This window comes from Escherichia sp. Marseille-Q3837 (assembly GCF_916618735.1).
Taxonomy (GTDB): domain Bacteria; phylum Pseudomonadota; class Gammaproteobacteria; order Enterobacterales; family Enterobacteriaceae; genus Escherichia; species Escherichia ruysiae.
The window spans coordinates 67,987-93,189 of record NZ_CAKAKC010000001.1 but is presented as its reverse complement, the minus strand read 5'-3'; the positions used below and the strand labels follow the sequence as shown (position 1 = coordinate 93,189).

General features: G+C 49.5%; 24 protein-coding genes. 9 read left to right on the top strand and 15 right to left on the bottom strand.

The window, feature by feature from the left end:
- Positions 1-10: 10 nt before the first annotated feature.
- Both acnB and yacL read left to right on the top strand, forming a co-directional pair.
- Positions 11-2,608 carry a bifunctional aconitate hydratase 2/2-methylisocitrate dehydratase gene (gene acnB / locus LG381_RS00430; protein ID WP_010345366.1) on the top strand — a complete coding sequence of 866 codons (2,598 nt, stop codon included), beginning with the start codon at positions 11-13 and terminating at the stop codon, positions 2,606-2,608.
- 174 nt (positions 2,609-2,782) lie between these two features.
- On the top strand, positions 2,783-3,145 hold the full coding sequence (yacL, locus tag LG381_RS00425; protein ID WP_010350025.1) for a protein YacL: 363 nt from the start codon (positions 2,783-2,785) through the stop codon (positions 3,143-3,145).
- 37 nt (positions 3,146-3,182) lie between these two features.
- Here yacL and speD read toward each other — a convergent pair whose 3' ends face one another.
- The 3 genes from speD to LG381_RS00410 all read right to left on the bottom strand — a co-directional run bounded on the left by speD (position 3,183) and on the right by LG381_RS00410 (position 5,312).
- Positions 3,183-3,977 (bottom strand): adenosylmethionine decarboxylase, encoded by a 795-nt coding sequence (gene speD / locus LG381_RS00420; RefSeq protein WP_194154610.1) that lies wholly within the window; start codon positions 3,975-3,977, stop codon positions 3,183-3,185.
- Between the two features lie 15 nt (positions 3,978-3,992).
- Positions 3,993-4,859, bottom strand: a complete 867-nt coding sequence (gene speE, locus LG381_RS00415) for a polyamine aminopropyltransferase (RefSeq protein WP_000818482.1) — start codon at positions 4,857-4,859, stop codon at positions 3,993-3,995.
- 105 nt (positions 4,860-4,964) lie between these two features.
- On the bottom strand, positions 4,965-5,312 hold the full coding sequence (locus LG381_RS00410) for a YacC family pilotin-like protein (RefSeq protein ID WP_000846617.1): 348 nt from the start codon (positions 5,310-5,312) through the stop codon (positions 4,965-4,967).
- Between the two features lie 164 nt (positions 5,313-5,476).
- On the opposite strand from LG381_RS00410, the gene cueO reads away from it, so the two are divergent.
- Positions 5,477-7,027 (top strand): multicopper oxidase CueO, encoded by a 1,551-nt coding sequence (cueO, locus tag LG381_RS00405; protein ID WP_225761897.1) that lies wholly within the window; start codon positions 5,477-5,479, stop codon positions 7,025-7,027.
- A 45-nt stretch (positions 7,028-7,072) separates the two neighbouring features.
- Here cueO and gcd read toward each other — a convergent pair whose 3' ends face one another.
- Positions 7,073-9,463, bottom strand: a complete 2,391-nt coding sequence (gcd, locus tag LG381_RS00400) for a quinoprotein glucose dehydrogenase (RefSeq protein ID WP_225761896.1) — start codon at positions 9,461-9,463, stop codon at positions 7,073-7,075.
- A gap of 205 nt (positions 9,464-9,668) precedes the next feature.
- On the opposite strand from gcd, the gene hpt reads away from it, so the two are divergent.
- A complete protein-coding gene (hpt, locus tag LG381_RS00395; protein ID WP_000683335.1) occupies positions 9,669-10,205 on the top strand; it encodes a hypoxanthine phosphoribosyltransferase in 537 nt (178 codons plus the stop codon).
- Between the two features lie 40 nt (positions 10,206-10,245).
- On the opposite strand, the gene can is transcribed toward hpt, so the two are convergent.
- Positions 10,246-10,908: a carbonate dehydratase gene (gene can, locus LG381_RS00390; RefSeq protein WP_000651596.1), complete on the bottom strand. Its 663-nt coding sequence runs from the start codon at positions 10,906-10,908 to the stop codon at positions 10,246-10,248.
- Positions 10,909-11,016: 108 nt separating this feature from the next.
- Here can and LG381_RS00385 point away from each other — a divergent pair, with 108 nt between their 5' ends.
- The 4 genes from LG381_RS00385 (at position 11,017) to LG381_RS00370 (ending at position 14,538) form a co-directional block, all read left to right on the top strand.
- On the top strand, positions 11,017-11,943 hold the full coding sequence (locus LG381_RS00385) for an ABC transporter ATP-binding protein (RefSeq protein WP_000150637.1): 927 nt from the start codon (positions 11,017-11,019) through the stop codon (positions 11,941-11,943).
- Entirely contained in the window at positions 11,940-12,710 is a 771-nt protein-coding gene (locus tag LG381_RS00380) for an ABC transporter permease (protein WP_000972201.1), read from the top strand. The genes LG381_RS00385 and LG381_RS00380 overlap by 4 nt, the downstream gene beginning before the upstream one ends.
- Positions 12,711-12,814: 104 nt before the next feature.
- Positions 12,815-13,255, top strand: a complete 441-nt coding sequence (locus LG381_RS00375) for a PTS sugar transporter subunit IIA (protein WP_000901973.1) — start codon at positions 12,815-12,817, stop codon at positions 13,253-13,255.
- A 56-nt stretch (positions 13,256-13,311) separates the two neighbouring features.
- Complete coding sequence (locus LG381_RS00370; protein WP_225761895.1) at positions 13,312-14,538, top strand: polysaccharide deacetylase family protein; 1,227 nt, start codon at positions 13,312-13,314, stop codon at positions 14,536-14,538.
- A 3-nt stretch (positions 14,539-14,541) separates the two neighbouring features.
- Here the strand turns inward: LG381_RS00370 and panD are convergent, their stop codons facing one another.
- Positions 14,542-14,922, bottom strand: coding sequence for an aspartate 1-decarboxylase (gene panD, locus LG381_RS00365; RefSeq protein WP_000621508.1), 381 nt, complete (start codon positions 14,920-14,922; stop codon positions 14,542-14,544).
- A 273-nt stretch (positions 14,923-15,195) separates the two neighbouring features.
- On the opposite strand from panD, the gene LG381_RS00360 reads away from it, so the two are divergent.
- Complete coding sequence (locus LG381_RS00360; RefSeq protein WP_225761894.1) at positions 15,196-16,020, top strand: Rpn family recombination-promoting nuclease/putative transposase; 825 nt, start codon at positions 15,196-15,198, stop codon at positions 16,018-16,020.
- 94 nt (positions 16,021-16,114) lie between these two features.
- Here LG381_RS00360 and panC read toward each other — a convergent pair whose 3' ends face one another.
- The 9 genes from panC to LG381_RS00315 form a co-directional block, all read right to left on the bottom strand.
- Positions 16,115-16,966, bottom strand: coding sequence for a pantoate--beta-alanine ligase (gene panC / locus LG381_RS00355; RefSeq protein ID WP_222680662.1), 852 nt, complete (start codon positions 16,964-16,966; stop codon positions 16,115-16,117).
- Between the two features lie 11 nt (positions 16,967-16,977).
- Entirely contained in the window at positions 16,978-17,769 is a 792-nt protein-coding gene (gene panB / locus LG381_RS00350; RefSeq protein ID WP_000805494.1) for a 3-methyl-2-oxobutanoate hydroxymethyltransferase, read from the bottom strand.
- Positions 17,770-17,881: 112 nt separating this feature from the next.
- Positions 17,882-19,093: a fimbrial-like adhesin gene (locus tag LG381_RS00345; RefSeq protein ID WP_085460334.1), complete on the bottom strand. Its 1,212-nt coding sequence runs from the start codon at positions 19,091-19,093 to the stop codon at positions 17,882-17,884.
- Between the two features lie 196 nt (positions 19,094-19,289).
- Entirely contained in the window at positions 19,290-19,868 is a 579-nt protein-coding gene (locus tag LG381_RS00340; RefSeq protein WP_024165103.1) for a fimbrial-like protein, read from the bottom strand.
- A gap of 31 nt (positions 19,869-19,899) precedes the next feature.
- Positions 19,900-20,484, bottom strand: a complete 585-nt coding sequence (locus LG381_RS00335; protein WP_000832274.1) for a hypothetical protein — start codon at positions 20,482-20,484, stop codon at positions 19,900-19,902.
- A gap of 12 nt (positions 20,485-20,496) precedes the next feature.
- Positions 20,497-21,057 (bottom strand): fimbrial protein, encoded by a 561-nt coding sequence (locus LG381_RS00330; protein ID WP_024165102.1) that lies wholly within the window; start codon positions 21,055-21,057, stop codon positions 20,497-20,499.
- Between the two features lie 22 nt (positions 21,058-21,079).
- On the bottom strand, positions 21,080-23,671 hold the full coding sequence (locus tag LG381_RS00325) for an outer membrane usher protein (protein WP_225761893.1): 2,592 nt from the start codon (positions 23,669-23,671) through the stop codon (positions 21,080-21,082).
- A gap of 48 nt (positions 23,672-23,719) precedes the next feature.
- Positions 23,720-24,448, bottom strand: a complete 729-nt coding sequence (locus LG381_RS00320; RefSeq protein WP_225761892.1) for a fimbrial chaperone — start codon at positions 24,446-24,448, stop codon at positions 23,720-23,722.
- A gap of 86 nt (positions 24,449-24,534) precedes the next feature.
- Positions 24,535-25,113 carry a fimbrial protein gene (locus LG381_RS00315; RefSeq protein ID WP_001035567.1) on the bottom strand — a complete coding sequence of 193 codons (579 nt, stop codon included), beginning with the start codon at positions 25,111-25,113 and terminating at the stop codon, positions 24,535-24,537.
- Between the last annotated feature and the right edge of the window lie 90 nt (positions 25,114-25,203).

Sequence of the window (25,203 nt, the reverse complement as noted above, 5' to 3'; positions counted from 1 at the left end):
GAGAACCGTCGTGCTAGAAGAATACCGTAAGCACGTAGCTGAGCGTGCCGCTGAGGGGATTGCGCCCAAGCCCCTGGATGCAAACCAAATGGCCGCGCTTGTAGAGCTGCTGAAAAACCCGCCTGCGGGCGAAGAAGAATTCCTGTTAGATCTGTTAACCAACCGTGTTCCCCCTGGCGTCGATGAAGCCGCCTATGTAAAAGCTGGTTTCCTTGCTGCTGTCGCGAAAGGCGAAGCCAAATCCCCACTGTTGACTCCAGAAAAAGCCATTGAACTGCTGGGCACCATGCAGGGTGGTTACAACATTCATCCGCTGATCGATGCGCTGGATGATGCCAAACTGGCGCCAATTGCCGCCAAAGCACTGTCTCATACGCTGCTGATGTTCGATAACTTCTATGATGTAGAAGAAAAAGCCAAAGCCGGCAACAAATATGCGAAGCAGGTTATGCAGTCCTGGGCAGATGCCGAATGGTTCCTGAATCGCCCGGCGCTGGCTGAAAAACTGACCGTTACCGTCTTCAAAGTGACCGGTGAAACCAACACCGATGACCTCTCTCCGGCACCGGATGCATGGTCGCGTCCGGATATCCCACTGCACGCCCTGGCGATGTTGAAAAACGCCCGTGAAGGCATCGAGCCAGACCAGCCAGGCGTTGTTGGACCGATCAAACAGATCGAAGCTCTGCAACAAAAAGGTTTCCCGCTGGCCTACGTGGGTGACGTTGTAGGGACTGGTTCTTCGCGTAAATCCGCCACTAACTCCGTACTGTGGTTTATGGGCGATGATATTCCACATGTGCCGAACAAACGCGGCGGTGGTTTGTGCCTCGGCGGTAAAATTGCACCAATCTTCTTTAACACGATGGAAGATGCCGGTGCGTTGCCAATTGAAGTGGACGTTTCCAGCCTGAACATGGGCGACGTGATTGACGTTTATCCGTACAAAGGTGAAGTGCGTAACCACGAAACCAACGAACTGCTGGCGACCTTCGAACTGAAAACCGACGTGCTGATTGATGAAGTGCGTGCGGGAGGCCGTATTCCGCTGATTATCGGTCGTGGCCTGACCACCAAAGCGCGTGAAGCACTTGGCCTGCCGCAGAGTGATGTTTTCCGTCAGGCGAAAGATGTCGCTGAGAGCGATCGCGGCTTCTCGCTGGCGCAGAAAATGGTGGGGCGTGCCTGTGGCGTTAAAGGCATTCGTCCGGGCGCTTACTGTGAGCCGAAAATGACTTCGGTCGGTTCTCAGGACACCACCGGCCCAATGACTCGTGATGAACTGAAAGACCTGGCGTGCCTGGGCTTCTCGGCTGACCTGGTGATGCAGTCTTTCTGTCACACTGCGGCTTATCCGAAGCCGGTTGACGTTAACACACACCACACACTGCCGGACTTCATTATGAACCGTGGCGGTGTGTCGCTGCGTCCGGGTGACGGCGTAATCCACTCCTGGCTGAACCGTATGCTGCTGCCAGATACCGTGGGTACGGGTGGTGACTCCCATACTCGTTTCCCGATTGGTATCTCCTTCCCGGCGGGTTCTGGTCTGGTGGCATTTGCTGCCGCAACTGGCGTGATGCCACTGGATATGCCGGAATCCGTTCTGGTGCGCTTCAAAGGCAAGATGCAGCCGGGAATCACCCTGCGCGATCTGGTACACGCCATTCCGCTGTATGCGATCAAACAAGGTCTGCTGACCGTTGAGAAGAAAGGCAAGAAAAACATCTTCTCTGGTCGCATCCTGGAAATTGAAGGTCTGCCGGATCTGAAAGTTGAGCAGGCATTTGAACTGACCGATGCGTCTGCCGAGCGTTCTGCTGCCGGTTGTACCATCAAGCTGAACAAAGAACCGATCATCGAATACCTGAACTCCAACATCGTCCTGCTGAAGTGGATGATCGCGGAAGGTTACGGCGATCGTCGTACCCTGGAACGTCGTATTCAGGGCATGGAAAAATGGCTGGCGAATCCTGAGCTGCTGGAAGCCGATGCGGATGCGGAATATGCAGCGGTGATTGACATCGATCTGGCTGATATCAAAGAACCTATCCTCTGTGCACCGAACGACCCGGATGACGCACGTCCGCTGTCTGCGGTACAGGGCGAGAAGATCGACGAAGTGTTTATCGGTTCTTGCATGACTAACATCGGTCACTTCCGTGCCGCTGGTAAACTGCTGGATGCGCACAAAGGTCAGTTGCCGACCCGCCTGTGGGTGGCACCGCCAACCCGTATGGACGCCGCGCAGTTGACCGAAGAAGGCTACTACAGCGTCTTCGGTAAGAGCGGTGCGCGTATAGAGATACCTGGCTGTTCCCTGTGTATGGGTAACCAGGCGCGTGTGGCAGACGGTGCGACGGTGGTTTCCACCTCTACCCGTAACTTCCCGAACCGTCTGGGTACTGGCGCGAACGTCTTCCTGGCTTCTGCGGAACTGGCTGCTGTCGCGGCACTTCTTGGCAAACTGCCAACGCCGGAAGAGTACCAGACCTATGTTGCGCAGGTAGATAAAACTGCCGTTGATACTTACCGTTATCTGAACTTCAACCAGCTTTCTCAGTACACCGAAAAAGCGGACGGGGTGATTTTCCAGACTGCGGTTTAATAAGTAAGCGCACGCGCTGCGCATAAACAACACAATGCCCGGTGAATGAGATTCCCGGGCATTTTTTATTTCTAAACCATCGCCGTTCCGCTGTTTTTCTCCGGTAAGGCTGCGATAATTACATCAATGGCGCAATGCGATTTCGGCGCATTGCCGGGAGCAGAGGAACACACTATGGATTATGAATTTCTGCGCGATATTACCGGAGTGGTAAAGGTGCGTATGTCCATGGGGCATGAAGTGGTCGGGCACTGGTTTAATGAAGAGGTGAAAGAAAACCTGGCCTTGCTTGATGAAGTGGAAGACGCCGCGCGCACGCTCAAAGGTAGCGAACGTTCCTGGCAGCGGGCAGGGCATGAGTACACGCTATGGATGGACGGCGAAGAGGTGATGATTCGCGCCAATCAACTGGAATTCGCTGGCGATGAAATGGAAGAGGGGATGAACTACTACGACGAAGAAAGCCTGTCGCTATGCGGCGTTGAGGATTTTCTGCAGGTGGTGGCGGCTTACCGTAATTTCGTGCAGCAGAAGTAAATAAATCTGGCGGAGCCTGGGAGCTCCGCCAGAGCCGTTAAACGGCTGGCATATTGCGCCCGTAATAAATCTCGCGCATTTCTTTCCACAGCGCAGCAGTAATTTCCTGGCGCTCGCTGTCGGTTAAATCTTCCGGTTTGGTGTGGAACATGTAGTGCTTAAGGTCGAACTCTTTAAGCAACATCTTGGTATGGAAGATATTTTCCTGATAGACGTTTACATCCACCATGTCATACAGCGCCTTCATATCGTCAGACATAAAGTTCTGAATCGAATTAATCTCATGGTCGATAAAGTGCTTCATACCGTTAATGTCGCGGGTAAAACCGCGCACGCGATAATCAATGGTTACGATATCGGACTCAAGCTGGTGGATCAGGTAATTCAGCGCCTTCAGCGGAGAAATCACGCCGCAGGTGGAAACTTCTATATCGGCGCGGAAGGTACATAAACCGCCTTCAGGATGACTTTCCGGGTAGGTATGTACGCAAATATGACTTTTATCGAGATGGGCAACCACGGCTTCTGGCAGCGGGCCGGGGTGTTCTGTTTTGTCGATAAGTTTCGGATCAACCGGCTCTTCGCTCACCAGAATAGTGACGCTGGCACCCTGTGGTTCGTAATCCTGGCGGGCGATGTTAAGAATATTGGCCCCGATAATGGAACAGGTTTCTGACAGGATTTCGGTCAGACGGTTGGCATTATAGAGTTCATCGATATAAGCAATATAACCGTCGCGCTCTTCGGCAGTTTTGGCGTAGCAGATATCGTAAATACAAAAACTCAGACTTTTGGTCAGATTATTAAAGCCATGCAGTTTCAGTTTTTTCAATTTCTTATCTTCTCCTTAGGACGGCTGTGAAGCCAGTGCGTCTTGCAGATACTGAGGTAAGGCAAAAGCTGCCGTATGGACTGCCGGGTTGTAATAACGGCATTTCAGGCCAGAGGCGAGAAAACGCGCCTGAATAATTTCGGTAGAGAGATGGCGTAAGGCGTCGTTATCTGTTGCCCATGCAAAGGTCATGATGCCGCCGTAATAGGTCGGGATCGCCGCCTGATAAAAGCCAACGTCGCTGAAGTAATGGCTGAGTTTGCGATGGCTGTCGATGGCCTCTTCCTGCTGTAAAAAGCAGACACCGTTCTGCGCGACGAAAATACCGCCAGGATTCAGGCAACGTTTGCAACCTTCATAAAATGCTGAGGTAAACAGGCTTTCGCCGGGACCGATAGGATCGGTGCAGTCGGAGATAATTACGTCGAAGGTCTGGCTGGTTTGATTAACGAAATTGACACCATCATCGATCACCAGTTTAAAGCGTGGATCGTCGTAGCTACCGGCATTATGGTTGGGCAGATACTGACGGCAGAACGACACGACACCCGCATCGATTTCCACCATCGTGATTGACTCAACGTTTTTATGTCGGGTCACTTCACGCAGCATGGCACCGTCGCCGCCGCCGATGATCAGCACATGTTTCGCGTGACCGTGAGCCAGTAGAGGAACGTGGGTCATCATCTCATGATAGATAAACTCGTCGCGCTCGGTGGTTTGTACTACACCATCCAGCGCCATCACGCGACCAAATGCGGCGTTCTCAAAAATGATCAGATCCTGGTGATCGGTCTTTTCATGATACAGAACATTATCTACAGCAAAGTACTGCCCAAACTGGTCGTGTAGCGTTTCATGCCACCGTTTTTTTTCGGCCATGGGTTGATACCTCCTTTGTTAACACCCGTAAAAAAAGGGCGCAACATAATAGCTAACATTGACCGCAGATGCACGGTCAATATTTCTACAAAAAGGTATCAGGGATTATTTGACGTAGGCAAGCAGGCTTAAGGAATCGCGAGCCAGGGCTTTGCACTTTTTAGCGACAGGAATGCCAATACCGCTGAGATCGCGATAGCTATCTTCACCGAGAGATTTCATATCGAAGGTGTCGTAATTGCTGAGATCCCACTGGTTTTGCTGGGCGAAAAAGACCAGTGCGCGACGAATTTGCCCGTTAGGTAAGTTCTGGTAACCGCAATCGTTCTTCAGAAAAACAAACACTGCCGTTAAATCGGCCATATCTTCGGCTTCAGACTCGCTGAGCGCGTAACTGTTTGCGCATACAGCCATCAGGCTGCCGAATAATACTGTTCTGAAAAACGTCTTCATTGCTTCTACCAGGACTTAAAGATGATAAACGTTAGCACACTGCGAGCGAGGCGACGACCATTATTGTGGATTAAATTGTGTCTGTGGCTTGACCTTCCTGTAAGGGGAAGGACTATGCTCAACGTTTGATTTTGTTTCGCCTGCTTAAGAATAAGGAAATAACTATGCAACGTCGTGATTTCTTAAAATATTCCGTCGCGCTGGGCGTGGCTTCGGCTTTGCCACTGTGGAGCCGCGCAGTATTTGCGGCGGATCGTCCAACGTTACCGATCCCTGATTTGCTCACGACCGATGCCCGTAATCGTATTCAGTTAACTATTGGTGAAGGCCAGTCCAGCTTTGCCGGGAAAACGGCGACCACTTGGGGTTACAACGGCAATCTGCTGGGGCCGGCGGTGAAATTACAGCGCGGCAAAGCGGTAACGGTTGATATCTATAACCAACTGGCGGAAGAGACGACGTTGCACTGGCACGGGCTGGAAGTGCCGGGTGAAGTGGACGGCGGCCCGCAGGGGATTATTCCGCCTGGCGGTAAACGCACGGTGACGCTGAACGTTGATCAACCTGCCGCCACTTGCTGGTTCCATCCGCATCAACACGGCAAAACCGGGCGTCAGGTGGCGATGGGGCTGGCAGGACTGGTAGTGATTGAAGATGACGAGATCCTGAAATTAATGCTGCCGAAACAGTGGGGTATCGATGATGTCCCGGTGATCGTTCAGGATAAAAAATTTAACGCCGACGGGCAGATTGATTATCAACTGGATGTGATGACCGCCGCCGTGGGCTGGTTTGGCGATACGCTGCTGACCAACGGCGCTATTTACCCGCAACACGCTGCACCGCGTGGCTGGCTGCGCCTGCGTTTGCTTAATGGCTGTAATGCCCGCTCGCTCAATTTCGCCACCAGCGACAATCGCCCGCTGTATGTGATTGCCAGCGATGGTGGTCTGCTGCCTGAACCGGTGAAGGTGAGCGAACTGCCGGTGCTGATGGGCGAGCGTTTTGAAGTGCTGGTGGAGGTTAACGACAACAAACCGTTTGATCTGGTGACGCTGCCGGTCAGCCAGATGGGAATGGCGATTGCGCCGTTTGATAAGCCGCATCCGGTAATGCGTATTCAGCCGATTGCCATTAGTGCTTCAGGTGCCTTACCTGACACATTAAGTAGCCTGCCTGCTTTACCTTCGCTGGACGGATTAACGGTACGCAAGCTGCAACTCTCTATGGATCCGATGCTCGATATGATGGGGATGCAGATGCTGATGGAGAAATATGGCGATCAGGCGATGGCCGGGATGGATCACAGCCAGATGATGGGGCATATGGGGCACGGTAATATGAATCATATGAGCCACGGCGGGAAGTTCGATTCCCACCATGCCAATAAAATCAACGGTCAGGCGTTTGATATGAACAAGCCGATGTTTGCGGCGGCGAAAGGACAGTACGAACGTTGGGTTATTTCTGGCGTGGGTGACATGATGCTGCATCCGTTCCATATCCACGGTACGCAGTTCCGTATCTTGTCAGAAAATGGCAAACCGCCAGCGACGCATCGCGCAGGCTGGAAAGATACCGTTAAAGTAGAAGGCAATGTCAGTGAAGTGCTGGTGAAGTTTAATCACGACGCACCGAAAGAACATGCTTATATGGCGCACTGCCATCTGCTGGAGCATGAAGATACGGGGATGATGTTAGGGTTTACGGTGTAAAAATACGTATTCGGAAATATGCCCGGATCTCTCCGGGCATTATGGTTATTTCACATCATCCGGCAGCGCATAAGCCACAATATAGTCGCCCATCTTCGTACCAAATGAACCGTGACCGCCTGCGGAGATCACCACATACTGCTTACCATTCACTTCATAGGTCATCGGTGTTGCCTGACCGCCCGCTGGTAGACGACCCTGCCACAGTTTTTCACCGTTGCTCATGTTGTAAGCGCGCAGGTAGTTATCTGCCGTAGCGGCAATAAACAGCACGTTACCCGCCGTGGAGATTGGTCCGCCGAGCATCGGCATACCCATATTAAACGGCACCGGAACGGGCATCGGGAACGGCATACTGTCCTGCGGCGTACCAATACGTTTCTTCCACACCACTTCATTGGTTTTCAGATCCAGTGCCGAGATGTAACCCCATGCTGGTTGTTTACACGGCAGACCAAACGGTGAAAGGAACGGGTTAAGCGTGACGCCATACGGCACGCCGTACTGCGGCTGAATACCGGATTCCGTACCCGTGCCTTTGGCATCTTTCGGCTGTTCCATCGGGTTGCCAGGACCGCGTGGGATCAGTTTCGAAACAAACGGCAGCGCCATTGGGTTGGCAATTGCCACTTCACGATTCGGATCAACGGAAATCCCGCCCCATTCGAACATCCCCAGGTTACCCGGGAAGACCAGCGTACCCTGTTCAGATGGTGGGGTGAAAATGCCTTCATAGCGCATCTGGTGGAACATTACGCGGCACACCAGCTGGTCAAACATGGTGGCGCCCCACATGTCCGCACCGCTTAAATCTTTCGTCGGACGGAAGCTCAGTTCAGAGAACGGTTGGGTAGGGGTGACGTAATCGCCTTTCGCTGCGCCTTGTGGAACCGGTTTTTCCGGTGCAGGAACCACCAGTTCACCATTACGACGATCGAGCACAAAAATGTTGCCAGTTTTCGCCGGAGCGTAAATGACCGGCACCTTTTGACCATTAACGGTGATATCCGCCAGCGTCGGCTGTGCCGGAAGATCCATATCCCACAGGTCGTGGTGAACGGTCTGGTAACTCCACGCCAGTTTCCCGGTAGTGGCATTCAGCGCCAGAATCGAGCTGGCATAACGTTCCTGTTCCGGTGTGCGGTTACCGCCCCAGATATCTGGCGTGGTCACGCCCATCGGCAGATACACCAGATCCAGCTTCGCGTCATAGGCCGCAGGTGCCCACGAGTTTGGCGAGTTAAAGGTAAAGGTGTGTTCGTCAGACGGGATCGCGTTCGGATCTTTCGCGCCCGGATCAAAGGCCCACAGCAGCTTCCCGGTGTTGACATCAAAACCACGGATCACGCCAGACGTTTCGCGGGTTGAGAAGTTATCGGTGACTGAACCAGCCATCACGATGGTTTTATCGGTGATAATCGGCGGCGAAGTCGGCTCATACAGACCCGGTTTGGTATCCGGCATATTGCTTTGCAGATTGAGCACGCCTTTATTGGCGAAGGTTTCGCACAGCTTGCCGTTTTCAGCGTTAATCGCAATCAGGCGACCATCATTGACCGGAAGAATGATACGACGCGGGCAATCCGCCATCACTTCCGGCGAAGCGGTTTCTGCTTTGGCTTCATGATAAGAGACGCCACGACAGGTTACGTGCTGGAAAGACTCGTTGGTTTTCAGCTCAGGATCGTAATGCCATTTCTCTTTGCCGCTGGCGGCATCGAGTGCAAACAGACGCTGGTGAGCAGTACACAGGTAAAGCGTATCGCCCACTTTAATTGGCGTCACTTCATTGGTGATTTCGCCCGGATCGTTCGGCTGTTTCACATCACCCGTGCGAAATACCCAGGCTTCTTTCAGGTTGTGGACGTTATCGGCGTTAATTTGCTTCAGAGGCGAAAAGCGTTGGCCTTCCTGATTGCGGCCATAGGCAGGCCAGTCCTGATCGGCAACGGGGGAGATAGCTTCTGCTGGCGTGGCATCGGCGCTTAAGGTGCCGTTGATTTCCTGCGGATCGTTAAATCCGGCCCAGGTGAGGATTCCGCCACTAATCAGCAGTGCGACCATCAGTGCGGCAACTGCGCCGCTGGCAGGAATGACCAGGCGACGCCAGACAAACGGCAGGATCAGCCAGATGCCGAAGAAGACCAGAATGTCGCTGCGCGGAGTCAGCGCCCAGAAGTCGAAACCAACTTCCCAGACGCCCCAAATCATAGTGCCGAGCAGCAGAGCCGCGTATAGCCAAAGCGCGGCGCGTTTACTGCGCCACAGCATCCAGGCGACGCCGAGCATCACAAGGCCTGCAATAGGGTAGTACCAGGAGCCGCCAATCGCGACCAGCCAGCCTCCGCCAATGAGAAGATACAGCCCGCAAAGAGCTGCAAAAAGGGCTGTTAGCGTGACGAGTAATCGTCGCAAGCCTGTATTGTTAATTGCCATAAAGAGACACCATTTCAATTCATTAATATTTTAGTAGCAATTAATTATAGGTTTTAACATGTGTGATCGTCATCACAATTCGAGCTTTATTAACAGATTCCGCGAATGAATCGTTTTACTGGTATACTGCGTGTCTTGCGCTTTGTTGCGGTGCCAAAACCTGCCCGTGCGAAGTGATTTGTTTTTAAATCATATGGTTAGAGATATGAAACATACTGTAGAAGTAATGATCCCCGAAGCGGAGATTAAAGCGCGTATCGCCGAACTGGGTCGTCAGATTACTGAGCGTTACAAAGACAGCGGCAGCGATATGGTGCTGGTGGGTCTGCTGCGTGGCTCATTTATGTTTATGGCGGACCTGTGCCGTGAAGTTCAGGTATCTCATGAAGTCGACTTTATGACCGCCTCCAGCTACGGTAGCGGCATGTCCACCACCCGTGATGTGAAAATCCTCAAAGATCTGGATGAAGATATCCGTGGCAAGGACGTGCTGATTGTTGAAGATATCATCGACTCGGGGAATACACTGTCGAAAGTGCGTGAAATCTTAAGCCTGCGCGAACCGAAGTCGCTGGCGATTTGTACGCTGCTGGATAAACCGTCCCGCCGTGAAGTGAACGTGCCGGTAGAATTTATCGGTTTCTCGATCCCGGATGAGTTTGTGGTGGGTTACGGTATTGATTACGCACAGCGTTACCGCCATCTGCCGTATATCGGCAAAGTGATTCTGCTGGACGAGTAAGTGCGGATTTGCCGGATGTGTTGCATCCGGCATGGCGAATTTATTTGTGATTGATGTGCTTCAGCTTGAGGTTGGAAATCCCGTGACGGTAACGTTGCTCCAGGGTTTCGCGGTTGGTGGCTGTGACATCCAGGTCACGCAATAAGCCGTCGTGAATGCCGTAAGCCCAGCCGTGAATGGTGACTTTCTGCCCGCGTTTCCACGCTGATTGCATAATGGTGGAGTGACCCAGGTTATATACCTGTTCCATTACGTTCAGTTCGCACAGGGTATCCAGACGACGCTCTGGCGGCATTTCGCCGAGCAATGAGCTATGTTTGAACCAGATATCGCGGATGTGCAGCAGCCAGTTGTTGATAAGCCCCAGTTCCGGGTTTTCAACAGCAGCTTGCACGCCGCCGCAACCATAGTGGCCACAGATAATAATATGTTCAACTTCGAGAACATCCACTGCATACTGAACCACGGAGAGGCAGTTTAGATCGGTGTGAATGACCAGGTTAGCAACATTACGGTGAACAAAGAGTTCGCCCGGCTCAAGACCGGTTAAACGTTCTGCAGGAACGCGACTGTCGGAACATCCAATCCATAGAAAGCGCGGTTTTTGCGCTTGTGCCAGTTTCTCAAAAAACCCGGGATCCTCTTCCACCAGCATTTTTGACCATAGTGCATTATTGCTGATGAGTGTATCTATGTCTTTCATGGAGGTTAACGACCTGTAACCAAATAATTACGTTTGGCTAATATAGGGCAACTCCGGGACGATTTAAACCACAGATAAAGTGTAAGAACGTAAGGTAAGTAAAAATTTATGACCATTGCACTGGAACTTCAACAGCTTAAAAAAACCTATCCAGGCGGCGTTCAGGCGCTTCGTGGAATAGATTTGCAGGTCGAGGCGGGTGATTTTTATGCGCTTCTGGGGCCGAATGGGGCCGGGAAATCGACCACTATCGGTATTATCAGCTCGCTGGTAAATAAGACCTCTGGGCGCGTCAGCGTATTTGGTTACGATCTTGAAAAAGATGTCGTTAATGCCAAACGCCAGTTGGGGCTGGTGCCGCAGGAATTTAACTTCAACCCGTTTGAAACCGTGCAGCAAATTGTGGTAAATCAGGCGGGGTACTACGGTGTAGAGCGCAAAGAAGCGTACATCCGTAGCGAAAAGTATCTTAAACAGCTCGATCTATGGGGAAAGCGTAACGAACGTGCGCGCATGTTATCTGGCGGGATGAAGCGCCGTTTAATGATTGCCCGTGCGTTAATGCATGAACCTAAACTACTGATTCTCGACGAACCGACCGCAGGCGTGGATATTGAACTTCGCCGCTCAATGTGGGGCTTTTTGAAGGATTTAAACGACAAAGGCACCACCATCATTCTCACCACACACTACCTGGAAGAAGCAGAAATGCTGTGCCGCAATATCGGCATTATTCAGCACGGTGAGCTGGTGGAAAATACCTCGATGAAGGCGCTGCTGGCGAAGCTGAAATCGGAAACCTTTATTCTCGATCTCGCACCGAAAAGCCCGTTACCGAAGCTCGATGGCTATCAGTATCGACTGGTCGATACCGCGACGCTGGAAGTTGAAGTGCTGCGTGAGCAGGGGATCAACAGTGTGTTTACGCAGTTAAGCGAGCAGGGCATTCAGGTATTAAGTATGCGTAACAAAGCTAACCGTCTGGAAGAGCTGTTTGTTTCACTGGTTAATGAAAAACAAGGAGATCGCGCATGATGCATCTTTACTGGGTGGCGTTAAAAAGCATCTGGGCGAAAGAAATTCATCGCTTTATGCGTATCTGGGTGCAGACGCTGGTGCCGCCGGTCATCACCATGACCCTTTATTTTATTATCTTCGGCAACCTGATTGGTTCGCGCATTGGTGATATGCATGGCTTCAGCTATATGCAGTTCATCGTGCCGGGGCTGATCATGATGTCGGTGATCACCAATGCCTACGCCAACGTCGCTTCATCATTTTTTGGTGCAAAGTTCCAGCGTAATATTGAAGAGTTGCTGGTCGCTCCGGTTCCAACGCACGTGATTATCGCCGGATATGTCGGCGGCGGCGTGGCGCGTGGGCTGTTTGTTGGCATTCTGGTGACGGCGATTTCGCTGTTCTTTGTGCCGTTTCAGGTGCATTCGTGGGTATTCGTTGCCTTAACACTGGTGCTCACGGCGGTGTTGTTCTCCCTTGCGGGTTTGCTGAACGGTGTGTTTGCCAAAACGTTCGATGACATCAGTCTGGTGCCAACCTTTGTATTAACGCCACTCACGTATTTGGGCGGGGTCTTTTACTCCCTGACTTTGCTGCCGCCGTTCTGGCAGGGACTGTCGCACCTGAACCCAATCGTTTATATGATCAGTGGATTCCGCTACGGCTTCCTCGGCATTAATGATGTGCCGCTGGTCACGACTTTTGGCGTGCTGGTTGTTTTTATTATTGCGTTTTATCTGATCTGCTGGTCGCTGATCCAGCGTGGGCGCGGCTTGCGTAGCTAAGTCGCTCTCCTCTCCTCCGGATACGGGGGAGGGGAGTTTTGACGGCTATCACCCTTTATCAATACTGGTCAGGGTAGACTGATTTTCGGCTAAGGAGGAAAGCGATGTTAGGTTGGGTTATTACCTGTCACGACGATAGGGCGCAAGAGATACTGGATGCGCTGGAAAAAAAACATGGCGCACTTATCCAGTGTCGGGCAGTGAATTTCTGGCGCGGGTTAAGTTCAAATATGCTCAGCCGCATGATGTGCGATGCTCTGCATGAAACTGATTCTGGCGATGGGGTGATTTTTTTAACCGATATAGCAGGCGCTGCACCTTATCGTGTTGCGTCGTTATTAAGCCACAAGCATTCTCGTTGTGAAGTCATTTCTGGGGTGACGTTACCGTTAATTGAGCAGATGCTCCCCTGTCGGGAGACAATGTCCAGTGCGGCATTTCGAGAGCATATCGTGGCATCAGGAGCACCTGAAGTCAGTAGCCTCTGGCATCAGCAACAAAAGAATCCCCCTTTTGTCCTCAAGCACAATTGGTTCGAGTATTAAATCGCATTCTGATTTTGCTACACTAACGGCGTTGTTTCTCGCCTGGTAGTTTCCTCATGATTAAAAAGATAATTTTCCTGGTGCTGCTGGTTTCATCTGCTGTCAGCGCAGCACTTCCCACGCGTTATATGCAAACCACTCAGGATGCGACTATCTGGGGAAAAATTGGCGACAACACGGTAACCGTCGGTAACATTCGTGCCGGGCAGATTATTTCGGTCATCCCAACCACAGCCGACTATTATGAATTCAATTTTGGTTTTGCTACGGGGTATATTGATAAAGGTCATCTTGAACCTGTACAAGGGCGGCAAAAAGTTGAAGATGGTCTGGGTGATCTGAATAAACCACTGAGCAACCAAAATCTTATTACCTGGAAAGATACGCCGGTATATAACGCGCCCGATGCAAGCAGTGCGCCATTTGGCGTGCTGGCCGATAACTTGCGTTATCCCATTATCAGTAAATTGAAAGATCGCCTGAATCAAACCTGGTATCAAATTCGTATTGGCGAACGACTGGCCTATATCAGCGCGCTGGATGCGCAGCAGGATAACGGTATTCCTGTATTGACCTACCATCATATTTTACGCGATGAAGAGAATACCCGTTTTCGCCATACGTCGACCACAACGTCGGTACGTGCATTCAATAACCAGATGACCTGGTTGCGTGACAGGGGATATACCACGTTGACCTTGTATCAACTGGAAGGATATCTGCGTAATTCGATGAATCTCCCCGCTCGCGCGGTTGTGCTAACGTTTGATGATGGTTTGAAATCGGTGAGTCGTTATGCATACCCCATTCTGAAACAATACGGTATGAAGGCGACGGCATTTATTATTACCTCGCGTATTAAACGCCATCCACAAAAATGGAATCCACAGTCATTACAGTTTATGAGTATTTCTGAACTGCATGATGTCAGCGATGTTTTTGATTTCCAGTCACATACCCATTTTTTACATCGGGTTGATGGTTATCGCCGACCCATATTACTTAGCCGCAGTGAGCATAATATTTTGTTTGATTTTGAACGTTCACGTCGGGCGCTGACGCAATTTAATCCGCATGTATTGTATCTTTCTTATCCGTTTGGCGGATTTAATGACAAAGCGGTTAAAGCGGCAAATGATGCCGGGTTTCATCTGGCGGTGACGACCATGAAAGGTAAAGTAAAACCGGGGGATAATCCCTTGTTGCTAAAACGGCTTTATATCTTAAGAACGGATTCGCTGGAGACGATGTCGCGGCTGGTGAGTAACCAGCCGCAGGGATGATTATCAGGCAACCTGAACCGGGATCGCTTTCGCGGTACGTTTCATTTCGTTGTCGCCTTCAAAGTAGGCAACGTTGGGGCGCCAGGTGCGGGCTTCGGCATCTGGCATAGTGACGAAGCTGGCGATGATGACAATATCGCCGACGCTGGCGCAGTGAGCCGCCGCGCCGTTGACAGAAATAATTCTCGAACCGCGCTCTGCCGCGATGGCGTAGGTGGAGAAACGCTTGCCGTTGGTGACATTCCAGATATCAATGGCTTCGTTTTCGAGAATACCGGCTGCGTCAAGAAAATCCTGGTCAATGGCGCAAGAACCTTCATAGTGCAGGTCCGCATGAGTCACTTTCACGCGGTGGAGTTTGCCCTGCAGCATCGTGCGAATCATAACTTCTACCTTTCTACCCTGTCGTTAACGAAGCAGGCGGAGCCTGCTTTGAGAAAATTCTCACGCAGTATTGCCCGATTTTTGTTTAGTGTCTACTCATCTGACGGCATTTGCATCAGCAGTTTGCGTACCGCGCCGAAGCCCGCCATGCAACGCCTGTAACCGATTGAAATTTCTCTGAACGCAGCTCGGTAAACAACAAAGAGGCGGCTGACGACTGCGCGCCTTGACTGGATACTGCCTTCACGCAAGACAACACGGAAGGCAGGTAAGATGGACGCACCAAGTACCACGCCGCATGACGCGGTGTTTAAACAATTTTTAATGCATGCGGATACCGCTCGCGACTTCCTCGACATACACCTGCCTGAGGAATTGCGTGAGATCTGCGATCTCAACACGCTGCATCTGGAGTCGGGGAGTTTCATCGAAGAAAGCCTGAAAGGGCACAGCACCGACGTGCTCTATTCTGTGCAAATGCTGGGTAATCCCGGCTATCTGTATGTCGTGATTGAACATCAAAGCAAGCCGGACAAAAAAATGGCCTTTCGCATGATGCGCTACTCTATTGCCGCCATGCACCGACATCTGGAGGCTGACCACGATAAGCTGCCGCTGGTGGTGCCGATTCTGTTTTATCAGGGCGAGTCCACGCCTTACCCGCTGGTGGATATCACCATCACGCCGGATGACGAGATCATGCAACATCGGCGGATTGCGATCCTCGAACTGCTGCAAAAACATATTCGCCAGCGTGACTTAATGTTATTGCTGGAGCAACTGGTCACGCTGATTGACGAAGGGTACACTAGCGGAAGTCAGTTAGTTGCCATGCAAAACTATATGCTGCAACGCGGTCATACTGAACAAGCGGATTTGTTTTACGGTGTGGTGAGAGACAGGGAATCGGGAGGGGAGTCTATGATGACGTTGGCGCAGTGGTTTGAAGAGAAGGGGATTGAGAAGGGAATTGAGAAGGGGATTCAGCAGGGAATTGAGAAGATGGCCCATCGTCTTCTGAGTAAAGGAATGTCTCGGGAAGACGTTGCAGAGATGGCAAATTTACCTCTTGCCGAGATTGATAAGCTGATTAACTAAGTTGCCTGCGATATGAATAATCGCTTACAGACGTCATCGCCATGACGTGGGCAAATGAATAACTGGCGCCATCAGCCGTAGCGCCAGTTAAGTATTACGCCAGTTCGACCATTTTATTGTCGATCAGGCGAGCGTCGCCAAGCCAGGCGGCTACCAGAATCACGGCGCGTTTACTGTTTTCAGTGACTTCCAGCAACGTGTCAGCATCACGAATCTGAATATCATCGGCGCGGAAACCTTTTTCATTCAGTTCTTGCCCGGCAATGGCAATAATTTCATCGAGATCCCGCTCTCCAGCCTGCAATTTGTCGGCAATCGAACTTAAAACCTTGTACAGGCCTGGCGCAATTTTGCGTTGTTCTGCCGTCAGATAACCATTACGGGAACTGAGCGCCAGACCGTCTTTCGCGCGCATAATCGGCACACCGACAATCTCAATATCAAAGCCCATATCGGCAACCATTTTGCGGATCAGCGCCAGTTGCTGAAAATCTTTTTCACCGAAGCAGGCGATGTCCGGCTGGACAAGGTTGAACAGTTTGCTGACGATGGTCGAAACGCCACGGAAATGCCCTGGGCGGCTGGCACCTTCCAGCATGGTGGAAAGACCGGGAACATCAACATAGGTGTGGGTTTCTGTACCGTTCGGGTAGATCTCTTTTACTGATGGAGCGAAAACCAGATCCACTTTACGTTTATTCAACTTCTCGCAGTCTTCCTGCAAGGTGCGTGGATAGCGAGCCAGATCTTCCGGGCGATCGAACTGCATCGGGTTAACGAAAATACTGACGACGACCACATCGGCGCGGGCTTTCGCTTCATCGACCAGCTTCATATGACCATCGTGCAGGTTACCCATGGTAGGCACCAGCGCCACACGCTTGCCTTCCATACGCAGGCGGCGGATTTGCTGACGCAGCAGCGGCAGAGTTTCGATAATTAACACAACGTGACTCCTTAATGGAAACTGTGTTCTTCGCCCGGATAAGCGCCGGACTCCACTTCAGCCATATACTGCCGTACAGCAGCGCGGATGTCGCCCGCTTCGGCAAGGAAATTTTTGGCGAATTTAGGTATGTGACCACCGGTTATGCCGAATGCGTCGTGCATCACGAGGATTTGTCCGTCGGTTACATTCCCCGCGCCAATACCGATAACCGGAATCGCCAGCGCCTCGGTAATACGTTTTGCCAGCTCAACCGGTACGCATTCCAGCACCAGCAACTGTGCCCCAGCGGCTTCTAAGGCTAAGGCGTCATTAAGTAAACGGTCGCCTGCATCGCCACGCCCTTGCACTTTATAACCACCGAAAATATTCACTGACTGTGGCGTTAAGCCCAAATGCCCACAAACAGGAACTGCGCGTTCGGTCAGCATTTGAACTGTTTCTACCAGCCAGGCACCGCCTTCGATTTTGACCATATTCGCACCCGCGCGCATGACAGTTGCGGCGTTTTCAAATGCTTGTTCAGGAGTGGCATAAGCCATAAATGGCAGGTCAGCCAGCAGCAGACAGTTTGGCGCACCGCGACGAACGGCGGCAGTGTGGTAGGCGATATCTTCCACAGTGACAGGGAGGGTGGAGTCATGGCCCTGAACCGTCATTCCAAGGGAATCCCCCACCAGCATGACGTTAATTCCTTCGTCGGCAAACAATTTTGCAAAGCTATAGTCGTAAGCAGTGATGGTGGCGAAGCGTTTTTTTTCCTGTTTACATTTTTGCAGCAGGGAAATGGTAGTTGGTTTCATAACGTGTCCTGATGGCTAATGTCAGATCTGTTGGCATTCTATCAGTCGTATTAAGGGGGGCAATCGTTTTAGTGGGTCACATCGTCAGTTGCCTGACGATGTGTTTGGCTTGTCAAGGGTAGGTAATCTGGAATCTGCCGGTGGCTTCGAAATCGCCTGCTTTTATCGTACTATTCCCGTCTTGCTTCAATGTCGCCTGAAATTCAAGGGGCTGTGTTGTGCCTTGACCTTTTCCGGGGTAAATCCCCCCTGATGAATCAATCTCGCTTTCATACGCTTTATAAACAGACGTTCCTACATTAGGCTCAAGAACCATTTTTCCATTAACACTGTTTTTTAAGCCTTCAATAAGTACGCCGACGCCCTCTGCTGCACCGTTACCTTGCAGAGTATTGGCGAGTAACTTTTTATTCTGTTGCCCTATTTTTGCAGAGGTCATTTTGGTTTCAATATTTTGTACTCGAATACAGTTTTGCAATGTTATCTGAAAGGGCACAGGCGTTGCGCCATTTTTAATTTGACTGACTTCGTAGCTCCCCAATGCGACAGTTGAGTTCTGGACGGTATCACCTGTTACAACTGAAGAAAAACATGTAGGAAGCGATAGTTTTACATTACTTAAATTAAAGTTGATATAGATAGGTCCGCTGTATCCCTGGATCGCTGAGCCGGCGTCTTCGGCTTTAAAACGATAAATATAATCACTTGTGCTCAGTAATGTGATATTTTGGGTTGCTGTAGGCGCAAACGTGGCATCTGTATAAAATTCAACGGTAAAAGTCTGGAATATTCCTCCTAATCCCCAAAATTGTGGATAGTTATTATCCATGTCTTTACATCTTCTTTCCATATCGGCGTCATGGAATACAAAGTGAAATTTTTGCGCTTCTGTATCCCCGATATATATTTCAGAAACATCTGCTCTTGTATTATAAGCTGACCATATAGCTGAAATTTTTAATGTGTAATAAAGTCCGGTAACAGATGTTTTGAATAATTTATGTCCGCCATAAGAGAGTCCGGAGTCGACCATTGCATTTCGTATCGTCATCGGGCCACCAGAGGCGCTCTTATGTGCTGTACAATAAAGAACACCATTAGAAGCAGTATCCTGCCCCTCCCAGTATAATTGTACCCCAGTAGGCCCCAACGATTTCGGGCGATAAAACACCAGACTATTATTTCCCGGATACATAAAATTTACGCGACCATCTCTGTCTGGTGGAGTCGCGCCGGCACCCACAATAAAATCAATTTTTGCGTAACAAACAGAACTAAACAAAAAAAGAATACTAAAAAAAATAATATGTGAAGATGTTTTCATATTCACTCCTTTAAATATGTTTGTTGTATGAGTGCATAATAAATTGTCTTACTAAAGAATAGCTGGCATAGCTAACCTGAGGCGTTCGTCCAGGCGATAGTGAAATTGTGCTTGTCAATTGCACCTGCTCATTGAGAATTTCTAATTGTGTTAAAATCATAGGTTCCATCCTGATTTTTCCATTTCCTTACGCTGGTTATTCGTACCATGCATCGACCAGTACGCTGGTTGTCACTTTGCCACTACCAACGCTGGCAGCGTTATTGACTTTTTGCATTCTGGTATAAAAATTCCAGCGTGAGTCATTCATTTTATCGGCGTCGATAGTGTATACAGACCGGGAAACTCCTGCAGGAGACCAGACATTAAACTTATTATTACTGTCATTAACCGAAAAAATGACTATTCCGATATTACTGGCTCCGTTGATGTCCTCGTTTGGGAATATCTGCGATGAGCCAGGTGCAAAAGAGCCCGTTCTGGGTTTAAAGTCCAAGTGCAACTGTTTTGTTCCGGTTAATGCTGTACCGGAACAACCAGATAACAGAATGGAGAAGTTTTTGCCGCCCGTATAATATTGTTCCGCTGTCGTGCTGTTGGCGAAATAATCCAGCCCTACAGTGGCTAAATTAATGATACCGTTATTGTCGATTTCCATTTTGCAAGTTGAGCTGAGAACTTTAGCATTAAAATCAACATTAAGCTCCGCATAGGCGGCGGAACACATCAAGGCTATGTTTATCGTTAAAGCGGCAAATAAATTATGTCTTTTCATAACATCACTTTTGCACTGGCTACGTCAAAATTTACTGGTAAGTGATGTTAAACACCGCAGGGGTGTTAAAATCACCGGCTCTGACGTCAGTATCTGCTTTGCCACTATCGCGTACCAACCGTGCGCTAAGCGGAAACACTTTGGCATTATTCGTCATGTTCACAGTGGTCGAGTTTTTAGCTTTACACTCGATTTGCTTACCACTGTCTGGTGTCGCAGAGTCCCAAACTTCGACGGCTACCGCTTCCGCTTTGTTGGTCGATGCGGCGTTAGCAAATGCTTTCCCATTGCCGTTGCCATCACAAGTTGCGCCATTTCCCGGGCTTAGGGTAAATACCGCCTGATTCTGTGGCAGACCATCACAGCCGCTAAATGCCAACTGGAATTTTTGCACCTTTGCTTTGCTGATCACTTCGGGAATATAGACGTTCTGGAAATTGACGGTGTCAATCTTTGCACTACCCGTGTCCTGCAGCTCAACTTTACAGGTCCCGGCGGTGATATTGGTAACAATAGTCAAATCTAATGCGTCAACGGTCGCTTGCACTGGGTTGATACCAAGAGTAGCGCAGGTCAAAACACTCGCGACACACCAGGCTAATTTTACTCTTTTCATTAGATTACCCCGTTACTCATAGGTGAAATTAAACGTGACTTTGGCATCAAATGGGCCGATCGTGCCAGTATTTGGCGTAACTTCACGCATCGCTGCGCTTAAGTTTAATCCTTTACTCATTTCATCGGCCGTCCATACAATGGTGGTGTTATTATTTAAGCCAAAGTAGACATCGTCCGATGATGACTGGCGGCGGAAAGCAACGCCAATGTTTGAGGCCTTGCCAGTGGCTGAAGACGGTATGGCTAACACGGGTTGTTCGGTAGATGTTTTTTCCGCTTTTATTGTCGTTTTCAGTCCTGTAAGCCCATTACAGTTAGCAGGCTTCAATGTAAAGTTTGCCTGGCTCTCGGCACCTTTAGCACGCAATTGATCGAGACGAATATCGGGAATAGTTAGCTTATAGGCGTTCGTTCCTGCATTACTGATGTTTGAACCGCCATAGGGGATCACCGACATATCACAGGTTGGCTGTACGATTGTGGCGATGAACTTTACATCGACATCAACAGCGAACACCGGAGCGGTTAGCATAAGTGCGCCTAAAGCAAAGGGAATACTTTTCCGTCTCATAGCTTTTCCAAAATTTGCGGATTTAGCGAGTCACAGATACCGTACACAGTACGTTATCCAACAACAGGGACCGGTTGCCACTTTCTTCAGTAGCTGTCATCGGAACCTGATAATGAGCAAGGCAATGCTGAGCTTGTCTGTTCTCATCGAACCAGTTCACCCGCAACACCCCTTTATCTTCTATACCTCTGATAAAGGCCCGGTTACCCTGGCCGATATAACCAAGGACATTACCTTGTTCATCGGTGACATCTGCGGCAAACGGCAATGGCTGGCCGTCATTGCGGTGTAGGGTCACCATTGCTGAGCGCCCCTGGTCAGTTTCAAAGTTGGTCAGTGTGATAGCACCGTAGCGCGGTACGGTGCGGGAACTGGTACTTTTTAGCTCGACATCGTTTTCCAGCCCTTTAATATCCAGGCTGATGTTATTTTCCTTGTAAGGCGATGCGGATGAGGAGATGCCATATCCCCAGCGATCGATGGTATTGTTACCATAGTTTATTCGTGCGCCTGCAGCGCCAGGGGCTTTTACCAGAACCAATGTATCGCTGTCGCTGAAGCTGTCGCCAGAAAACGTAACCCCTCCCTGATGCAGAACAAAACCGCCGTCAGTGCTTAATGACATCTGACGGTTACTGTCAGTATCTGCACTTGCGGAAGCAGACAACGTTCCCCAGGGAGATTCGTAACTTATGTAGCCCCCGATATCAGCCAGATCGGTACTGTTTTTATTGATGATGTAATCAGTACTCACGCTGTAGCTGTATTTACCATCACCGCTGGCACCGTTGGTGCTGGCGCTGAAAGCGTGGCTGCCGTTAAAGTCGGTGTTCATTCGTGCGTCAACGTACTGGAAGCCACTTTCACGTCGTTTACCACCAAACAATTTTTCGATAGGAAGGCTGACGCTCAGATAGAAACTATCATCCTGCTCGCCATCTTCATTCCAGGTACGCTGAATGGAAGCACTCCAGGAGCCCCAATCCGTCCCTTTGCTGTAGCCCATTGAGTAGTAGCTCCGGCTGCTGCTTCCGCCCCAGTAATCTGTCCAGCTACCGTTCAGATAAAAAGAACCATAATCTATCTCTTTAAATTTCAACGGTTGGTTGAGGCTGATCGTAAACTGGTTGCGTAGACGCTGGTACGTGTTCATCGTTTGCCGTTCATTGGCGGGTAGATGTTTGGCATCATCCTGTAGATTCAGTGCGTCATTGAGCCCCAGGTAGTTGCTGGTGGAGTAGCGATAAGCGGCAAGATTTAAAGACGTATTGGTTTCATTAAACATTTTGTTCCATGAAACACGGTAGCTCTGCCCTGTGTAGGTCTTGTCCTCATATATCCTGGCCTGAGATTGCGTCACATCAAACGACACGGCGCCAATTGACGTGTTTACCCCGACCCCTAACAGGAAGGCCTGGTAGTCAGCATCGGTGAGTTGAATGCCGGTGTAGCCAGTAAAGGTGTTGTTAATGCCGTAATACCATGTACCTTGTAGAAGATTGTAATCATCGCGAAGATCGTCGCGATCAATCTGCCCGCCGCTGATATCCCAGCGACCCACGCCAGGGCGCAGCATCTGAATAACGGACGAGAAGGGTTGAGAGAAAGTGCGACGCGAACCATCTGCTTCCTCGATAGTGACTAACAGGTCGTTGCCGTAGCCGGAAGGGGAAATATCGTCGATGGCGAACTCACCCGGAGGAACGGTGCCTTCATAAATTTTGTAGCCGCCCTGTGTTACGGTAACCTTAGCGTTGCTGTTAGCAACACCACGGATAACAGGCGCAAATCCGGTCATTGACGGTGGCAACATGCGGTCGTCGCTATACAGGCGTACCCCTTTTATACTAACGGAGTCGAAAGTTTCCCCGGTTGTATAGGTTTCCCCGACCACTAATTGTGAGCGAATAAATGGCAGTTCACGCTGAAGATAGCTGTTCTGGAAATCCAGATTGCTGCCAATATCCTGCTGCCAACTGTAGTTACCGTTGCTTCTCAGATGCCAGTTTCCGAGGTTAATACCGGTATTGAAGGCGGTATAAAAAGTCTGGTTTTCGTCGTTATGCTGCGTGTTGCGCCAGGCATTCATACGATAGGAGAGCATGGCTGCATTTATACCATCCTCCCATAGTGAAGGATCAACATAGCCCTGATAATTACGCATGATCCAGACTTGCGGAACTGTCAGTTCCAGTTTTTGATCGTTAGTATCGAAATAAACCTGTGACTGTGGAATAGCTTTTGCGATATCAAGGCAATCATCTGCGCTTTCATTGCGTTTTTGTAATACTGCTTCTCCGTCCCGGAGATCAGGTTGTTTTATATGAAGCTGACTCAGTATTTTTCGCGAAATACAGGCTTCGGCGTTTCTCTTGCCCACATCAATCATTTCGATGTTCTGGCTGCTGGCGGAAATATTATTGACGTAAACTTTTACGTCATAATTTCCAGGCATTGCCGGGTTGCCATCAGAATAGCGCGATAAGTCTATTCCTCTGGCGGAAGAGCCCATGAGAAAGCTTGGGTCGTACTCAATCGTCTCTGTTGCATTCGTGCTTTGGGCATAAATGCAGGAGAAGATAATAGCGATCCTTGTTAATTTACAATGAGCCATCTTTTTTTTTATACTCGCATCGCAAAAAAATCATCAATAAAATCAGGTTTAAAGATTGCTTTCACCTTTAATTTCACTGCCATAATCACTAATTGCTGAATAGCGTAATTTTGCGCCGCCTATAGATGTTTGTAGCCCTTGCACACTAAAATCGCTATTGCTATTTGGAGCTATCATAGAAGTATTTACAACATAAGACTTTGTGCCTGATACAACATCAACGGCTGAAAATGAGACATAGTATGGAGTAGGGTTAGTTACTTTGATTTTATTACCGCTCCATTGCCATTTTAATTGGGATGGCGCCGTAAATGGATCACCACTTAACCCCTCCGGTCGGTAAAATAATTTAATGCGCGTACGGAAAGCCAGTTGCAGAAGATTTTTATTTTCAGCTTCTTTATCTTTTACTTTAGGCGGTACTTCCAGCACATTAAACCAAAAGACACTTTCGCGATCTTTTGGTAACGTCTGGCTATTCGTATAGGTGATTGTCACTGTCTGACCGCGTTTCGGGTCGATGCGTGAAACCGGGGGGGTAGCGTTAAACGGAACTTTAATGGTCGCCGGATCGGCATTATCGTCACCCGTATCCAGCCATGACTGGACCAGTAATGGGTGCGAGCCTTTATTTTCCAGGCGCATAGTGACATTCTTGTCTTTTTCTTTATAAATAACACGTGTTCCGTTAATGACAATATCAGCCTGCGCAACTGATGCGAAAACAGATAAAGTACTTGCAAGTAATAGCGGAATAATTTTCTGATAAATCTGCATCTCTTCTCTCCTTGAAAAACGCAAAATCATAAATAAGAGGCTGCAAGCACAGCCTCTTAATACAATTAATTCAACTCTAATAAAAATTAATTGTAAGTTAAGGTATAGGTGCTGTTAGTTTTCACATGACCAGAGGTCACGGTGGCATTAGCATCAGACTTCACATAAGATGCTTTTAAATGGAAGTTCGCAACATGAGTGGTGGTGTCGAATGCTTCAGTGATCTGGTTGCTCGGGTTATTCACTTCGACCAGATTCAGTGCTCCAGTATTATTTACATGGTGCAGAGCGATATCGACATTACCTGCTGGATCCTGAACTGAGCCGTCATTACTCAAAGTACCCTGGTTAGAGTTATGGTACATAGAACTGAAACTCATGACTGCGTTTTGAGCCGTTGCATTACCTGTCGCACAATCAACTTTAATATTAATATCTTCCGGGAACCCACCTGCAGCAGTTTTGCTCATTGCCGGGACATCAGCAATTTGTGCAGTCTGTAGCATAACCGTAACGTCTTTACCGCCACCATTTATTGTCGTTACACAAGTACCAGCGGTAACAAAACCACCGATATTCAACTGCCCACCGTCAACACCAGCCATTACTGAACCGGCTGAAAGGGAAGATGCTGCTAATACGATGGCAAGTAGCTTTTTGTTCATTAAAATTCTCCATAAAAAAAGAGAGACGAATCAATAACAAATATTAATTTATTGTTATTCTACGTCTTCCAAAAACGCGGCAGAGACTAG

What these genes read in the sequence shown, in the direction of transcription:
- hpt (WP_000683335.1), top strand. Translation starts at nt 9,669, where the DNA reads ATGAAACATACTGTAGAAGTAATGATCCCCGAAGCGGAGATTAAAGCG.
- LG381_RS00410 (WP_000846617.1), bottom strand. Translation starts at nt 5,312, where the DNA reads ATGAAGACGTTTTTCAGAACAGTATTATTCGGCAGCCTGATGGCTGTA.
- LG381_RS00335 (WP_000832274.1), bottom strand. Translation starts at nt 20,484, where the DNA reads ATGAAAAGAGTAAAATTAGCCTGGTGTGTCGCGAGTGTTTTGACCTGC.
- LG381_RS00320 (WP_225761892.1), bottom strand. Translation starts at nt 24,448, where the DNA reads ATGCAGATTTATCAGAAAATTATTCCGCTATTACTTGCAAGTACTTTA.
- LG381_RS00360 (WP_225761894.1), top strand. Translation starts at nt 15,196, where the DNA reads ATGGACGCACCAAGTACCACGCCGCATGACGCGGTGTTTAAACAATTT.
- cueO (WP_225761897.1), top strand. Translation starts at nt 5,477, where the DNA reads ATGCAACGTCGTGATTTCTTAAAATATTCCGTCGCGCTGGGCGTGGCT.
- panD (WP_000621508.1), bottom strand. Translation starts at nt 14,922, where the DNA reads ATGATTCGCACGATGCTGCAGGGCAAACTCCACCGCGTGAAAGTGACT.
- LG381_RS00340 (WP_024165103.1), bottom strand. Translation starts at nt 19,868, where the DNA reads ATGAAAAGACATAATTTATTTGCCGCTTTAACGATAAACATAGCCTTG.
- LG381_RS00375 (WP_000901973.1), top strand. Translation starts at nt 12,815, where the DNA reads ATGTTAGGTTGGGTTATTACCTGTCACGACGATAGGGCGCAAGAGATA.
- LG381_RS00370 (WP_225761895.1), top strand. Translation starts at nt 13,312, where the DNA reads ATGATTAAAAAGATAATTTTCCTGGTGCTGCTGGTTTCATCTGCTGTC.
- LG381_RS00315 (WP_001035567.1), bottom strand. Translation starts at nt 25,113, where the DNA reads ATGAACAAAAAGCTACTTGCCATCGTATTAGCAGCATCTTCCCTTTCA.
- LG381_RS00345 (WP_085460334.1), bottom strand. Translation starts at nt 19,093, where the DNA reads ATGAAAACATCTTCACATATTATTTTTTTTAGTATTCTTTTTTTGTTT.
- speE (WP_000818482.1), bottom strand. Translation starts at nt 4,859, where the DNA reads ATGGCCGAAAAAAAACGGTGGCATGAAACGCTACACGACCAGTTTGGG.
- yacL (WP_010350025.1), top strand. Translation starts at nt 2,783, where the DNA reads ATGGATTATGAATTTCTGCGCGATATTACCGGAGTGGTAAAGGTGCGT.
- LG381_RS00330 (WP_024165102.1), bottom strand. Translation starts at nt 21,057, where the DNA reads ATGAGACGGAAAAGTATTCCCTTTGCTTTAGGCGCACTTATGCTAACC.
- LG381_RS00385 (WP_000150637.1), top strand. Translation starts at nt 11,017, where the DNA reads ATGACCATTGCACTGGAACTTCAACAGCTTAAAAAAACCTATCCAGGC.
- gcd (WP_225761896.1), bottom strand. Translation starts at nt 9,463, where the DNA reads ATGGCAATTAACAATACAGGCTTGCGACGATTACTCGTCACGCTAACA.
- LG381_RS00325 (WP_225761893.1), bottom strand. Translation starts at nt 23,671, where the DNA reads ATGGCTCATTGTAAATTAACAAGGATCGCTATTATCTTCTCCTGCATT.
- panB (WP_000805494.1), bottom strand. Translation starts at nt 17,769, where the DNA reads ATGAAACCAACTACCATTTCCCTGCTGCAAAAATGTAAACAGGAAAAA.
- can (WP_000651596.1), bottom strand. Translation starts at nt 10,908, where the DNA reads ATGAAAGACATAGATACACTCATCAGCAATAATGCACTATGGTCAAAA.
- LG381_RS00380 (WP_000972201.1), top strand. Translation starts at nt 11,940, where the DNA reads ATGATGCATCTTTACTGGGTGGCGTTAAAAAGCATCTGGGCGAAAGAA.